This window comes from Paenilisteria riparia FSL S10-1204 (genome assembly GCF_000525995.1).
Lineage (GTDB): Bacteria > Bacillota > Bacilli > Lactobacillales > Listeriaceae > Listeria_A > Listeria_A riparia.
Genome location: NZ_AODL01000033.1, coordinates 1 through 14,481, shown reverse-complemented (window position 1 = coordinate 14,481; position 14,481 = coordinate 1). Strand labels below are relative to the sequence as shown.

Sequence of the window (14,481 nt, the reverse complement as noted above, 5' to 3'; positions counted from 1 at the left end):
TTAGGCTGTCGTTTAATATGCGCCTTGCGAGAAATGTGCTGTTTGCTTTACTTTATCATTCTATAAAAATTAGCATGAAATAAAAACAGCAACTTGACACTTTCTACAGCTTTATCTTGTATTTTCTGTTACAACGGTTATTTCTTACATATTGGAAATACGGTAGAACATTGGCGTACCCTAACCTTTCAATTATTCTGCACGCAAAAAAGCTGTATATATAACGAAAATAAATTCATTTTATACACAACTTTTTTTTATTTATATTACACACTTTAAAACTGCTTCATTTTGTTTACTTGATTAATAATACTGGGCATTCTGCTTGTTGTACTACTTTATTGGCAACACTGCCAATCGTAACTTTCTGTACGAGTGAAAGGTCATGATGTCCCATAATTATCATATCTAGTGCTTTTTCTTTTGCATATCGATTTACTTCTTTTGCTGGAAAGCCATTTAAAATAGCCGTTTTATAGGAGATTCCCGCTTTTTCAAGAACGGCTCCTTTCTCAGCTATTAGTTTTTCGGCATCGAATGCCAGATTGCCCTCAACATCTGCGCCAACTTCGACATCTTCCGCGATTGCTCTAGCATTGATGACGTGAATTAGCGTGATTTCTGGAGCTTCTGCGAACGCTTGGCATAGCCCGATTTGTTTTTTTCTAAGATTTTTTTTGATAGTTGATCGTCTGCGAGTAATACTGCGAGTTTCATTTCTATCCCCTCCAATTAATCAAGTGCTACCAAGGCTTTGCGGCCGATGAATAACACTAAAATGCCGATAATAACAGCGAGTCCTGCAACATAAAACGTCACGTGCGGGTTAAACCAAACAGCTAAACTCCCGGCAAGCCACGGCGCAATCGCACCACCTGTGAACCGAATAAAGCTGTATGCCGAAGATGCTGTCGAGCGCTCCACTGGCGAAACAACCATGACCGCCGACGTAATCAACGTATTATTAATCCCTTGGAAAAATCCTGCAATCACAATACAAACCGAAATCACCATACTATGATTCGCGCCAACACCCATAACGATCAAAACAAATCGCAAAAAAAGCAAGCGCACCAATCATGACAGCCTTCGTTCCCCATATTTCTTCCAATCGCGGCGCCACGAAAACAGACGAAATCGCGAGCAACACACCCCAACCAAAAAATACTAACCCAACTTGAATCGCGCTATACCCTTCCATCAAAAATGGCGAATAAGCAAGTAATGTAAAGAATCCAAAATTATAAAATAATGCCGTCAAACCTGTGACTAACAAGCCCTTGTGTCGCAATGCCATCAAAGAGCCCCAGAATTTTGATTTCACTTTTGGCTTTGGAATTGGTTCAAGTAACATAATAATCGCTACGAATCCAATCGCCATCAGCGTCGCCACTCCGAAAAACGGTGCGCGCCATGTAATACTACCGAGCGCGCCACCAAGCAGTGGTCCGACAGACATGCCGAGTCCCATTGCCGCTTCATACATAATAATCGCTTTTTCCGTTGCACCCGAACTAACCGCGATGATTGTTGCAAGCGCCGTCGAAATAAAGAGCGCGTTTCCAAGTCCCCAGCCCGCCCGCAATCCTACGAGTTGCCCAACAGACTGTGAAAGTCCACCAAGCGTTGCGAAAATAATAATGACAACGAGTCCAATGAGCAATGTTAATTTTGCCCCGATTCGGCTTGAAATATAGCCTGTAAATAGCATGACAATCCCCGTCACCAACATATAGCTCGTAAATAATAACGATGTTTGTGCAGGCGTTGCATGCAATTGTTCTGAAATTGATTTTAAAATCGGATCGACTAATCCAATCCCCATGAAGGCTACAACACATGAAAAAGCCACTGCCCATACTGGTTTTGGCTGGTGCAGCAAACTTTTCAAAATGCCATCCTTCTCTTTTAGTTCTATTTTTCCTTCTACCACGTTTACCACTCCTGTTTTTTAAATTGCCTCGTTAAAAGTATACGCCTAAACTTACCGTTATGTCAATATTGACATATATATTTTAACATGTATTTTAGAAAAGAATATGTTATACTAAACGAATAAATGATGTGTTGGAGGGATTTAGATTGAATACGCTAAGTTATGTCCTACTTTGCATGTTAGCGCGGAAACCTTGCACGGGCTATGAATTAAAACAATATATGGAACTTTTCTGGCAAGCACACCACAGTCAGATTTACACCGTCCTTGGCAAGCTTGAAGCCCAGAACTACGTGGAATTCGAAGCAGACACAGAAACAACGAAAAAAACCTACTCGCTCACCCAAAAAGGCATCGAAGCCGTCAGCGAATGGGTATTAGAAGACACCCCAGAACCAATCAACCGCGATGAATTCCTAGCCAAAATCTACGTCATCGCACTGATGGACAAAAGCACCGTCATCCAATTATTCAACGACCGCCGCAGACACTACAAAAAAAGAGCCTCGATTAACAAACCGAAACTCGAAGAACTAGAAGCGCTGCAAAACGACCCAACCCGCAAAGAAGAATGGCGCAATTCCTTTGGGCGTTACCTGATTGTGAAGCGTCGTGATGATATTTGTAGGGAAGAACTCGCCTGGTGTGATTGGGCGGAGGATTTGTATCATAGTGCTTTTGATAAGATATAGTGAAGTAGACACATTGTAGACGGATTGTTTATGGTGTGTTTTTTTGTTTGCTAGAAATTCTCGACTTGCATGTATTTTGTGGCGATAACTTCATCATAATCCTCGCCAAGTACTGGTTCAACCAACTGACCTTTATCATTAATTTTAAAATAACCCACACTATCGCCAGTATCTTCCGGATTTGTAGCATTTATCTGTGCTTTAACATGTCTATTTTCGTCTAATGAAATGCTGACTGTGTATGGGAACTCTTTCAAAACATGATTATCAAACCGGTGTTGCATAATGGCATTGACCCACTTCTTTACTTGTTCTTCTGATAATTTGGTGGTGTCTATTGTATTATCGCTAGAAGTAGAGGCATATTTTTCATTGAAATCGGCTAGTGTTAGGTCTGGATTCTGTTCTGTTTTTTCTAAGGCGGCATCGTATAAGTCTTTATCCGCAATGTATTGCTCGTAAAGCTCATTTTTAGAGATTGGATTGGCTTTGATTTCTGCTTTTTCGTAACCGTCTACACCATGATAGGCAACGGATTTTATCGGAGCAATCACATTCTCTTTCTTCGTCACAAGATAAATTGGATGTCCGACACCAGCACCCGAATGGACATTTATGAGTGTATGGTCGCTGTCTTCGTTGTAATATACGATAACGCCATTGATTGGTGGTATACTTCTTTCGTCCATGGCTGTTGCTATTAATACAGCCTGTAGCTCATCTGGTAATTGATCAAACTTATTTTCGTTTAGCTGAAGCGTTTTTTTGTTTGCTTTTACTAATCTGGGTTTGATTTTTCTCAGTTTTATCCAGCATTCCAATGAAGAATAAAATTGCGATTGTCGCTGTTATTGACAACATAACGCATAATAAAACCATCGTTACTTTTTTCATATATAAGTCCTCCAATATGTATAAAGGTTGTAGCAAAAAACATTGTTTTAAGCATATTTTTTTCTATAGATTGATAATTCCAAGCATTTTAAAGCCTGTTTAGTAGCTAGTTGCCGATTTTCCTAAGCATGTAAAGGGGAATGATTTCATTTTTTGTGATTTTATGAACAAATTCAATTGTACCATTGTTTTAGGATAATGCCAATGATTGCAATTATGTGTAAATATCTATATGATTTAATTGTAAATTTCACTTTAATCATAAACTAGATGCTAAAATCCATTGAATTCATTTTTATGTTATAATTATTTTTGTGAAACAATTTACAAGGATTAGTAACATATTTTAAAAATAGTGGCTAATATTTTTCTACTCCATGCTTATTGAAAAAGTTTATTAGTTCTCATTATTATTAAAATGGTTGAAAGTTAATAAGAACTGCTCACCTGATAAAAGATTCAAAAACAATTGTCAAGTTCCCGTATGTCAGTATGGTGAGGTTCGTATTGAATCAGGTAGCGTACTCCATGTCGAATTAATGTGTTCTAACCTAACAACCGTAAAAAAGATGGAAGGTTTTGCTCTGAAAGTATTTAAAAAATAATAGGAGTATGAAATAAACTGTGTAGATAAGGGAGTGTAAAATAAACTGTGTAAATAATGAATCCTAGGTTCATTGTTTATGCAGTTTATTTTATACTCCTAATTTTTGTGCTAAAAATCCTCTCCGTGCAAGCGTTTGGGTGCCGCTAATGTCATCAGAATACTGTACAGATATCCCCATATCAAATATCTCCGAAAAATCATCAACACTTGGCAGTTTCTTTGTACTAATGATTTCTTCACCTTGAAGTGTGATAGGTAACGCTTTGCTATCATCTTTCTTCAATAAACGTATAACCTCATCATTTTTGAGAAACGGTTCTAGCGAATCTTCCAGGTAAAAAGCATCAAGAACTATTTGCTCCTCCTTTACGAAGAGATAACTTTCTTGGAACTCCTTGTTAAAAATAGAATTGAATAGCTCTAGCTCTACTTCATCAGACTGTTTAGACTGTCTCGTGAGTCGAGGAAAAAAGTAAGTTTTATCATTTTTGTACTCCTAACTGCTTTCGAAACTAAAATAGGATACATCATTGTTTTGCAAGTAAATACTGCATCATTGACTACCGATTGGATGAGCATCACTTTGAACGCTCTATTTTCTATGGCTACTAACCTCCGTTAATTAGAAATAACTTATCCCACTTATCCACAGTAGAGGTTTTAGTCCTCTTCTGTTTTGAGGTACTCTAAATCGCGATGCCAATTAGTTCCGTTGGATATACTGTTTTAGTCCTCTTCTGTTTTGAGGTACTCTAAATCTTTCAACAATCATTTCGTCAACAATTGCCAGTTTTAGTCCTCTTCTGTTTTGAGGTACTCTAATCATATGGATGAATTTTTGATTCATGCGGTCCGTTTTAGTCCTCTTCTATTTTGAGGTATTTTAATACTTTATTCTTTTATTAATAATTGAAATACCCTACGTCACATCTCCAATAATGCCTTCACTATACTACAATACTCTTCTGAAACTTGATTCGTTTCAATATAACTGTCATTTAATTTTTTTCCACTTAAATGTCTCAATTTTTTTTGGTTTTAGGCTTGCTATCACCAATCTGTGTTTATTGTTTTTCAAGTTAGCAAACACAACACACATACCATGCTTATCTAAAAGATCGATTAATGATTTAGTAACTGCGTTCTTTAATTTGCGATCATATTTAAGCATTTCTCTTAATTTCTCGAATAAATACAATAACGAATATTTATGTTTTGGTGATAAATAATTTAAATGTGCTATATAGTTCCTTCCATTTTTCTCAGAAACAAATAGCCCTGCCTTGTTCATGAAAATATCCAGCTTTTCAATATAATCTGGCCTGTTTTTTCTGATAGTATTAATCCAGCTATCCACTCTTTCGGTATGTCCAGAACTCTTTAAATATTGATTCGCCATACATTGAAAATCTCTATCAGCTATTGCTACATAGCCAACAAGTCTTCCCAAAATATCAATTAACAGGTGATGCAATTCATTGACATACACAAGTGTCGCTTTATTTTTATGCCAATTATACGTGTCAATAGCTTCACAACATGCTTTGTACTCTTTTAAAAATGCATCACTTTGCGGTTTTTTTGGATTTTCAGCCCAAGCATCATGCAAATTTTTTCTTTCTCTTAATAGTCCCTTCAATGGTTTCTTTCTGCCGCTCCCACTCAGCTATGTTACTTTGCGATACCTTGAACTCAGGGTTAGCATCAAAGAGTCGTTGAATCACTGTTTCAGTGCCGTACTTCCTAGCTTGCTCTACACCGCGAAAAAGAACTGGTGTTTTGCCATCACTTTGTCTGTATGGTTCGCGCTCATACAATGCGTCCCCGACATAGCCCTTCATAACGTCCTCATATTCCTGTTCCGAACTAAAAAACTGCGTCCAATCATTTTCTCGCGAATCCACTCCGAGCAATGCCAGACCAATAATTTCTTGTTCTTCAGTTAGATCACCATTATACTTAATCATTTCGTTTCTTAGCTCACTTAAATGCTTGGCATCAAGCATTTTGCAGAACGTCCAAAATGAAATATAATCATCTTTGTTTTTCAAAAATGATGGTGTAACTTGAATATCAAAGCGCATCTCCTCTATTTCGCTTTGTTCTAATTCCTGATTTTCGGGAGACTGAATAAATACTAAATCAGAAGCTATCATATATTTGTCAAAACCCTTAATAAAGATCTGACTAATAAACTTCTCAAAATGATTGGGTGTATCCTCAGTTGCATCTTCATGTATCGCAATTTGGCCTTGTACATAGCTCATGTAATCTCTAGGCAGCTCATTTTTTTCAACTTCTCTTATATTAGTAAAAGCTTTTGCGTCTTGCTGTCTATTTTTATTCAAATGCAATACAAAATTAGCAGCTTCTCGAAATGCACTACTATCAGTTGTAAACCACGGCATAAATTGCTGATAATAAACCAACTTCGTCAGAAAATAGCGTGCCCGAAATTTTTCTTCGCCATATTCTAAACGATCGAAAATAGTTAACGCTAAATCATACTTTCTATTTCTAGAAGTCTGATAATCGTGACCTTTCGCAAAGACACGTTTAAAACTTGGGACAAACGGTGCATTAGTCGTCAGCAATGAGAATCCTTGTTTTCTTTCCCAGATAGACTGCAAATCTTCTTGTTTGTAAAACCTCATAACTCCACTACTTTTCAGCTTTTCTTCGATGAATACTGGAATTTTGGCGATGTCATTGTCCATCAAATCTTTCATTTCTGTATCTGCATATTTCATGTTGGGGCGATATTCAAAGCCTTTTATTTTGAGTATTTTTTTCCCAAGCATGCTTTTTACAATGGTATACTTCATTTCTAATTTTTTGAATCGAACCCCTAATTGCCCAAATAGCTTCATCAAAATTCACATTTTGAATTTCATCAGAGAAAAAAGGAATCATTTTTTGCACGACATTAGGTCGGGCAGTGCTGTCTGGTAAGTTCTGTATAAAACAATTCTTACCTAGAATATCTTCTTCACATTCAGGATTTAAAATTGTCTTCAAATTGTTTGATGCGAAGGCACAAGCGTTAATAAATTTGAAACTGAATGCCTCGCCAGCTCTAATATTTTGCAAATCTTTTGTTTTGGGACTTGTTAGATTGTACGCTTCCAGCTTACCTTGTTCTAATACGTAATGATACACTGCATTTTTAAATTGTTGCTTTACTGTAGACTCGATTAATTCCTTCTTCAAGAAATCCGCCCGCGAATGTTTGTTTCTTTTCGGTTTGCTTTTGATTGGGAAATATCTTTCTATATACTTCTTCACTTCTATTCCATATTGATTTAGCTCCGGGTCGGTTTTTAATTCACCCAAAATGTTTCGTTGATGTTGTTGCAAAATTTTCTTGATTTCATAGTTCGCATTCTTATTTTTATTTAAATCTACTACTTTAAAAGACTCTGCTAAATCTGCTAATTGGTACTTAGCGGCTAAGCTCTCATACCCCATCACTCTTCCTTCCAAAAAAGCAGTTGCGTATTTGTGTAATACCAATTTCCTTGGTGAATGAGCTGATTGTATTTTGTTTTGTTCAATCGATTTTTGAATTGTTGTTTGTTTAAAGTGAATATATGATTCTACCCAATCTGTGTATGGCTTTAGCGTTTCAAAAAGTTTTGCCCAGTCAGGATTAGTGGCGTCTATGCTTGGATTGCTTCTACTGCTAAGTCTGCAAGACAGAATTTAACATGTTCAGCATTTTTATGGGGTGGATAGGACATAGTTTTTTGGAAATCGTGCTTAAATAGTTGAGTTAAAGCGTTCTTATCCAAGCTCTTTAAATTATGTAACTTTAAGTTTGGTTTTTCTTGGTGTAATACCGCTGACATTAATTTTGTTATTTCTTTATTGATTGCTATTTTATGTTTATTTTTTTTCTTTTTCATTGAGTTTCCTCACTGTTTTGTTGAGAATACTCTTATAAAACGACTCTTTCTTTTTATCAAATATAATTTCTTCTGTCTTGTTCTCATCAATACCTTCATAAACCAACTGGCCTTCTTTACTTGTCCTCTCCATTACGATAGTTCTTCCATCAACTCTCATTTTGGTGATTTTCATTTGTCTGCTCAGCTCCATTTAGTTTTATAGTTGTATAGCTAAATGTTTCCACCTTCATACGTGTCTGATATTGCTAATATTTATCAATATATTCATTATACAAGAAGGTATTGCGCAAAACAACATCCATTGGCAATTATCCACTTTGCTAATAATTGAATAAAGCCATAAAAACTACTGATCCAATTCTTTGAATCACAGTTTTTATGGCTTTATTGTCGAATACTTATCCACAGAAGAGGTTTTAGTCCTCTTTTGTTTTGAGGTACTCTAAATCTCTTTGCCGACCCGTTGGATGACCGTGAACGTTTTAGTCCTCTTTTGTTTTGAGGTACTCTAAATCACAGCAGATATGAATTAGCTAAAGCCGCACGTTTTAGTCCTCTTTTGTTTTGAGGTTGTAATACATATCTATTTTACTTTCAACAGTTTAACTATACCAAATTATTAGTAACTCTGCATCTTCGCGTAATCACACGTACTAAGTAATAATTTCCCGGACTAAATCAACCAAAAAATACCCTAAACCGCATCTTACACAGTGATCTACAGTGTTTCCCCTTCTTTCTAAGTGGAGAGACGGGGATTATGATAGTTGGATGAAATGTATTCGTGGTGCTGGTTTCAACGCTTATAATGTTGGCTGTGTGGCAATTTTGTGGCAAATAATTTTAAGAAGATGGTGAGAGGTTTTGTTCGTCATCTTCTTTGTTGTGTGCTGACTTGTTCTCTTCACAGCCATTGTAATTGGAAATATTATTCCTCACTTATCCACAGCAGAGGTTTTAGTCCTCTTCTGTTTTGAGGTACTCTAAATCATGGTTACTACAATAACAGCCTCTCTATATGTTTTAGTCCTCTTCTGTTTTGAGGTACTCTAAATCAGCCACCACCTGCACACCACATTTATCTTTGTTTTAGTCCTCTTCTGTTTTGAGGTACTCTAAATCCTAATAACTGGAACAGGAATAGAACAACATGTTTTAGTCCTCTTCTGTTTTGAGGTACTCTAAATCTTATTTTACTAACTAGCTTTTTTTACTCGAGTTTTAGTCCTCTTCTGTTTTGAGGTACTCTAAATCCCAAAATGGATTACGTAGATCGCAATGTATGTTTTAGTCCTCTTCTGTTTTGAGGTACTTTAAATCTGAAATAGACGGAGAACAAGCTTTCTGTATATTTTAGTCCTCTTCTGCTTTTAAGTACCAACTACTCATCATTATCTCCATATAATTTATTCAAAAATGTTTTCAAATCCTCAGCAAGCAAAAACATATTCTCCATTTCCGAATCAGATTCCATATCGTGTCGCCAAAAATAAACTTTTCCTTTATACTCGCTCTTCTCTGTTCCTATGCAGATTTCGTTTCCAGCAGGGTCGTCAGCAATAGAAATAAAACCATCTGGTATTTCACCATCCAATATTTCAAATGTCTCACCTAAATCCCCTGATTCTTCTCCAATGCCATAAAATTTATTAACTAAGCTAACGCCTTCATCATCTGATATTATAAAATTAGATTTTTCAGGGTACCCACCATTAAATTCAAGCAAGAAAGTCTTATATTCTTGCGGTAGGTTTAAACCATGCTTAGATTCAAATACTTCAATATCCTTACTAGTTATTTTTTTATTTTCACTGTTCATCTTAAACATTATTTCACGCTCCTATTTACTTTTCCATTTACAGCAGATTGTCCGCCAATATGCCTAAAATCTTTATGAATTTTCGCTTCAACAAGCTCCATTGTCTTTCCATCCTCATGATGGTGCCAAGTATATCCTATCGGTGGCTTACTCAATTCAGGAACAGGTGGTTGCGAATTCTTATCTAATTTTGCTTCAAGGTTTGCGGCTCTGAAATCGGCTTGAGGGTTCTTAGGCGAAGCCACCTTTATCGTAACAGGCTCAACATTGGGGTGTCTGTAATCTTTAAAGTCTGGATAACCATTCGGGTACCTCACCGTCTGACCATTCTTGTTGGTATAACTCCATGTGCCTTTACTATCTATAGAAATACTGCCACCTTTTTTCAGCCACTTCTCTGGTACTGGAGAGTTCAATGGCTTCGTCGCATGATTTTCTTGCTGATATTTTTCATTTCTAAATCTTTAGTTGCTTTGATTTTCAAGTCACTTTGTATCTTGCTCAAGCTATTTCTGGGAACTTTAATACCTCTGCCTTTCATTGCAACAGCACCGATAAGTACCGCTGATATGATAGAAAAGCTTTGTGCCTTCGTGATTGGCTCACCTGTGAGTAGATTATAGCCTTCCATTGCAGCCAACATATACTCTGTTTCAAAGTCTATATCTGCATCTCCTACTTCACGTTTCATTGTACCATCTTTCAAAGCATCATTGTAAGCAACGGTTGCTTTTGCTGCTTCTTGATCTGTCACCCCATTCTTGCTTAAAATCCAGTAACCATCCACGAATGCCTTGGTGTACTCCTCAAAGTTATAGGCTTTTTCTGGTTTCTTTTCTGGCACCAAATGGTCTAGCCAGCCTAATTGCATTTTACTGGAATCATAGGTGTGTGTTGTGCCGTTAAATGCCTTCCCAGCTAGGATTTCATTCACTCCGACCTTCACTTGGTACATCCGTGTCAACACATCATCCATCACGTTTATGTGGCTGTTTTCAAAATCGAGATAGCGCTCTAAAATTTTGATTTCTTCTTTGATTTGTCCCATCGCTGTTTCTAAACCTAATTTCATGCCGATTTGTTGCCCTATATTCAATCCACTTGCCATCGATTCCATGGCGTGGGTTAAGTCGTCCAACGCGTTTTCCGAGCGTCGAATTTCTGTATACAGCGCTTCGAATCGGTCAGAATCTAATCGTGAATTCGTGGCATCATCAACTTGTGCGGCGTAATCGGCTACATACTTCTTCAAAATCGTGTCAGCCTCGCTTAAACACGCGATAGTTGTGTCTACAATAGGATAGTGTATGCGTTCGTAGTAACTTTTGGCGCTAGTGACAAATTCACCTTGTATTGCATCATCGGCTATGAGTTTCGCTACTGCTTTCCGATAATCCGTTAATGCTCCTCGTAAGCGCTCACTTTCTCTTGTAAATTGGCCTACAAAATAAGAGACTTCCCCGATATCAATCCGTGGCATCTGTCCCAGCTCCCTTCGCTGCGAAGGCTTCCTGACGGTGCGCTCGACGTGCTTCTTGTAAGACTTCATCCATGGCATACAGTTGCTTTTTTCGTTGTTGCCATTCTTCTGTCATGATATCTTCTACCAATCCCAAACGTTGCTGAGAACGATTTCCTTGCCATGCTTCATGAAAAAGATGCAAGACATTTTCCTGTGCTCGTTTTGCTTTTGAAAATAAGTGTTCTAGCTCTTCGAATTGTCGTTCCTTTTTGATTTGTTCTGCCCATTTTTCGCCTTCCCGTTGTCTTGGTTGCATAGGTATGTATCTCCTTTACTTATTTTTATGTTCCATCCATGCGATGCCTTGGTGGAGCCTATCGCCCAACGCTTTTTCTGATGCGACAAAGGCTTTTTCAACCCGTTTTAGATTTGCTGTATCTTTTTGAAACGCGATTGGCATGCTTGTTGTCATTTGTGCGAATGCCATAGCACTTTCCACCAGTTGTTGTGCGCTACCTGTCGAATAAGACACGTTCGGCTTAGCCTGTAACGTTAGTGTATTCGTCGTTGCTTGAATCACATTGGCGTGTTCCGCTAATCGACCGCTTGGTAATTGTATCTTCTTTGCCAAATGTATGACACCTCCCTACTGTTAATTTCTTCTTTTATCATACCATATTTAACATACAAAAAAACACCATAAACCGCATCTTACATAGCGATCTACAGTGTTTTCCGTTCTTTCTAAGCGGAGAAACGGGGATTCGAACCCCGGCGCGGCCGGAACCGCCTAACAGATTTCGAGTCTGTCCCCTTCAGCCGGACTTGGGTATTTCCCCAAAATGCAATGTTGTTGTCACAGGCCTAAATGGCTTGGCTTGAACAATTACAAGTTCCATTCTAATGCATTTTTTTTCGAAAAATCCAGTTTTTTATTTAATATGCGTCATAAAAATCGCTGCGCATGTGGGGGATTACTTTTTCCCAGGCTTCGATGGTTATTTCACTGGCTTGGGCTTTTTCGTAGTAGACAAGGTCTCGTGGTCGCACAAAGCCCATCATCATTTGTCCTAAGCCTTGAATCGTAATGGATAGCACGCCTGCACCTTCTGGTCTTTCGACGCGGCTCACCATACTTCCTCGTATTTCAAAAAGACCTTCATTCCAAGGCGCAGTCTCGTCTTCTACTTCCACATAAAGCACTGTTTCTGAGCGATTGACAAAGCGGTACTTCTCTAAAAAGGCTTGAACGTCCACGATTCGCATCATGAAATCCAATATTTCGCGTTTTTGGAAGTCTGGGGATGGGAAAGCAAGGGCGATGTCACGCAAGGAACCAACATTTTTCGCGACAACGCGGTCTACCATCATGTTATGTGAACTTACAAAACGCCAAAGTCCTTTCTCTGCCTCATAATTCAGGGCTACTAGCTCGTGAATTTTAAATACTTCATGGTCAAGTGTGAACAACATATAGCCCATTGTCGTGCCGTTCATATCGCAATACACAGCGATTTCTTTCGTATATTTCCGGCGTGCCATTCGCAACCACCAAGCGTCGTCGCGCATCATCATGCCACTTTTTTTCGTTAAGGCGAATCGGTTGTAGAGCTCCCGAACGACAGAAATTCCTGTACCGTCATCGCTCGTCATGCGCATTACTCGACCTGGCACTGTCCCCATATCTGGCAATGCGTGTGCTGGTATTTCAAGTTCCACTTTTTCTGTAAATACTTCGTAGCCGAACTTGCGGTAAAACGGAATCGAGAACGGGCTTAAGTAAGACACGATTTGCCCATTGTCCCGCATTTGCTCGAGCGACGCCTCCATCAACTGGCGAATCAACCCTGCGTTGCGATATTCTGGAAAACTCGCCACATAAGCCACGCCTCCCATTGAAAAACGCTCCCCTAAAATCGATACTGCTAACGGATATGTCAAAACTTGCGCTAACAAATACTCTCCGTAAAAAAGTCCTAATCTTCTTGCATTTTCTGCCCAATATTGAAAGTCTGCCTCGCCTCCGGATGCTGGGAAGCGAAACGCGTAATCACGTAGTTCTTTAATTTTCCCAATTTCGGAATCCTTTATTTCTCGTAATTCCATGACAACACCCCATTTCTCCTTTATTTTAGCATAATTTTATAACTTTTGTTTACGAAAACGCTTCCACTTATTTTTAATAACAAACTAATTTTTTGTAAGCATATTACTTGAAGTGTAAAATAATATACGCTACACTAGAAAAGTATTAAAACATATAGTAATTGGAGGAATTTATAAAATGGCAAATGTATTATTTATTAAAGCAAATGGTTTACCAGCGGAGCGTTCCGTGAGTGTGAAGTTATATGAGGAATTTTTGAAAAACTATAAAGCAAACAACGCAGCAGACACAATTACAGAATTGGACTTGTTCCAAGCAGATTTACCTTACTATGATGCAACAATGATGAGCGGACTTTTCAAAGAATCGACAGGCGATGCATTGACTGATGAAGAACAACGCTTAGCTGACATTGCGAATGGCTATTTAGAGCAATTCCTAGCAGCAGACAAAATTGTTATGGCGTTCCCACTTTGGAACTTCAGCATCCCAGCCCAGTTCTTAACATACCTATTCTACTTGAATCAAGCAGGCAAAACATTCAAATACACAGCTGAAGGCCCAGTAGGTCTTGTAACAGGCAAAGAAGTTGTACTACTAAACGCACGTGGTGGCGTATATTCAGACGGCCCAATGGCAAGCTGGGAAATGTCCCTTAACTACGTGAAAAACATACTAGCACACTTCGGCATCACAAACCCACAATCAGTAATCGTAGAAGGCCACAACGCAGCTCCAGACCAAGCCCAAGACTTAATCGCAGCTGGCATAGAAAAAGCAGGAGAACTAGCAGCTAAATTTTAATAAAAGTGCCGCACGCGCTCGTTTAGCTCTGACAGAAACTGGAGCAGGCGCAGTGAAAATCCTCTTTTGATTTTTGCGAAGGCTGTGAAGTTTCCGAAGAGCTAGCGCGTAAGGCCGGATTTCACAAAGTGCCGCACGCGCTCGTCCAGCTCTGACAGAAGACTGGAGCAGGCGACAGTGAAAATCCTCTTTTGATTTTTGCGGAGGCTGTGAAGTTTCCGAAGAGCTAGCGCGTAAGGCCGGATTTCACAA

At 38.5% G+C, this 14,481-nt stretch carries 17 protein-coding genes, 1 tRNA gene, 1 pseudogene and 1 CRISPR repeat array; of the genes and pseudogenes, 2 read left to right on the top strand and 17 right to left on the bottom strand.

The genetic code is table 11. The features are described from left to right. Positions 1–295 precede the first annotated feature (295 nt). Together PRIP_RS16865 and PRIP_RS14315 are read right to left on the bottom strand one after the other, a co-directional pair. Positions 296–586, bottom strand: coding sequence for a universal stress protein (locus tag PRIP_RS16865; RefSeq protein ID WP_241434196.1), 291 nt, complete (start codon positions 584–586; stop codon positions 296–298). A 146-nt stretch (positions 587–732) separates the two neighbouring features. Then, a pseudogene (locus tag PRIP_RS14315) lies at positions 733–1,918 on the bottom strand (MFS transporter). Positions 1,919–2,082: 164 nt separating this feature from the next. Between PRIP_RS14315 and PRIP_RS14310 the strand changes: the two are divergent. Further along, positions 2,083–2,628 (top strand): PadR family transcriptional regulator, encoded by a 546-nt coding sequence (locus PRIP_RS14310; RefSeq protein ID WP_036101976.1) that lies wholly within the window; start codon positions 2,083–2,085, stop codon positions 2,626–2,628. A gap of 50 nt (positions 2,629–2,678) precedes the next feature. Here the strand turns inward: PRIP_RS14310 and PRIP_RS14305 are convergent, their stop codons facing one another. From PRIP_RS14305 to PRIP_RS14240, 15 genes are all read right to left on the bottom strand, one after another. After that, a complete protein-coding gene (locus PRIP_RS14305) occupies positions 2,679–3,317 on the bottom strand; it encodes a hypothetical protein (protein WP_036101974.1) in 639 nt (212 codons plus the stop codon). Positions 3,318–3,366: 49 nt separating this feature from the next. Next, positions 3,367–3,522: a hypothetical protein gene (locus PRIP_RS17220; RefSeq protein WP_159101557.1), complete on the bottom strand. Its 156-nt coding sequence runs from the start codon at positions 3,520–3,522 to the stop codon at positions 3,367–3,369. A 695-nt stretch (positions 3,523–4,217) separates the two neighbouring features. Beyond that, positions 4,218–4,535 (bottom strand): arsenic metallochaperone ArsD family protein, encoded by a 318-nt coding sequence (locus PRIP_RS16855; protein WP_077913028.1) that lies wholly within the window; start codon positions 4,533–4,535, stop codon positions 4,218–4,220. Between the two features lie 588 nt (positions 4,536–5,123). Beyond that, positions 5,124–5,768, bottom strand: coding sequence for a type VI-A CRISPR-associated RNA-guided ribonuclease Cas13a (gene cas13a, locus PRIP_RS14295; RefSeq protein ID WP_149023848.1), 645 nt, complete (start codon positions 5,766–5,768; stop codon positions 5,124–5,126). Further along, positions 5,731–6,999: a type VI-A CRISPR-associated RNA-guided ribonuclease Cas13a gene (gene cas13a, locus PRIP_RS14290; protein ID WP_149023847.1), complete on the bottom strand. Its 1,269-nt coding sequence runs from the start codon at positions 6,997–6,999 to the stop codon at positions 5,731–5,733. Before cas13a (PRIP_RS14290) ends, cas13a (PRIP_RS14295) begins: the two co-directional genes overlap by 38 nt. Continuing rightward, the gene (cas13a, locus tag PRIP_RS14285) at positions 6,893–7,792 is read right to left on the bottom strand and encodes a type VI-A CRISPR-associated RNA-guided ribonuclease Cas13a (RefSeq protein ID WP_277620109.1); all 900 of its coding nucleotides are present in this window, start codon (positions 7,790–7,792) and stop codon (positions 6,893–6,895) included. Before cas13a (PRIP_RS14285) ends, cas13a (PRIP_RS14290) begins: the two co-directional genes overlap by 107 nt. After that, positions 7,789–8,034, bottom strand: a complete 246-nt coding sequence (locus PRIP_RS14280) for a hypothetical protein (RefSeq protein WP_036101964.1) — start codon at positions 8,032–8,034, stop codon at positions 7,789–7,791. The genes cas13a (PRIP_RS14285) and PRIP_RS14280 overlap by 4 nt, the downstream gene beginning before the upstream one ends. Beyond that, positions 8,015–8,209, bottom strand: coding sequence for a hypothetical protein (locus PRIP_RS14275; RefSeq protein ID WP_149023845.1), 195 nt, complete (start codon positions 8,207–8,209; stop codon positions 8,015–8,017). The genes PRIP_RS14280 and PRIP_RS14275 overlap by 20 nt, the downstream gene beginning before the upstream one ends. 781 nt (positions 8,210–8,990) lie before the next feature. Next, positions 8,991–9,357: a CRISPR direct-repeat array (repeat unit 36 nt; unit sequence GTTTTAGTCCTCTTCTGTTTTGAGGTACTCTAAATC). A gap of 61 nt (positions 9,358–9,418) precedes the next feature. Continuing rightward, complete coding sequence (locus PRIP_RS14270) at positions 9,419–9,865, bottom strand: SMI1/KNR4 family protein (RefSeq protein ID WP_036101960.1); 447 nt, start codon at positions 9,863–9,865, stop codon at positions 9,419–9,421. Continuing rightward, complete coding sequence (locus PRIP_RS17820) at positions 9,865–10,272, bottom strand: HNH endonuclease (RefSeq protein WP_052008955.1); 408 nt, start codon at positions 10,270–10,272, stop codon at positions 9,865–9,867. Before PRIP_RS17820 ends, PRIP_RS14270 begins: the two co-directional genes overlap by 1 nt. Continuing rightward, complete coding sequence (locus tag PRIP_RS17815; RefSeq protein WP_036101958.1) at positions 10,269–11,336, bottom strand: T7SS effector LXG polymorphic toxin; 1,068 nt, start codon at positions 11,334–11,336, stop codon at positions 10,269–10,271. The genes PRIP_RS17820 and PRIP_RS17815 overlap by 4 nt, the downstream gene beginning before the upstream one ends. Further along, positions 11,323–11,634, bottom strand: a complete 312-nt coding sequence (locus PRIP_RS17040; protein WP_036101956.1) for a hypothetical protein — start codon at positions 11,632–11,634, stop codon at positions 11,323–11,325. The genes PRIP_RS17815 and PRIP_RS17040 overlap by 14 nt, the downstream gene beginning before the upstream one ends. A gap of 15 nt (positions 11,635–11,649) precedes the next feature. Further along, positions 11,650–11,949, bottom strand: a complete 300-nt coding sequence (locus PRIP_RS14250) for a DUF3130 family protein (RefSeq protein WP_036101953.1) — start codon at positions 11,947–11,949, stop codon at positions 11,650–11,652. Between the two features lie 118 nt (positions 11,950–12,067). Beyond that, positions 12,068–12,157, bottom strand: a tRNA-Ser gene (locus PRIP_RS14245). Positions 12,158–12,254: 97 nt separating this feature from the next. After that, positions 12,255–13,424 (bottom strand): GNAT family N-acetyltransferase, encoded by a 1,170-nt coding sequence (locus PRIP_RS14240; protein WP_036101951.1) that lies wholly within the window; start codon positions 13,422–13,424, stop codon positions 12,255–12,257. A gap of 178 nt (positions 13,425–13,602) precedes the next feature. On the opposite strand from PRIP_RS14240, the gene PRIP_RS14235 reads away from it, so the two are divergent. Next, entirely contained in the window at positions 13,603–14,229 is a 627-nt protein-coding gene (locus PRIP_RS14235; protein ID WP_036101949.1) for an FMN-dependent NADH-azoreductase, read from the top strand. Positions 14,230–14,481 lie beyond the last annotated feature (252 nt).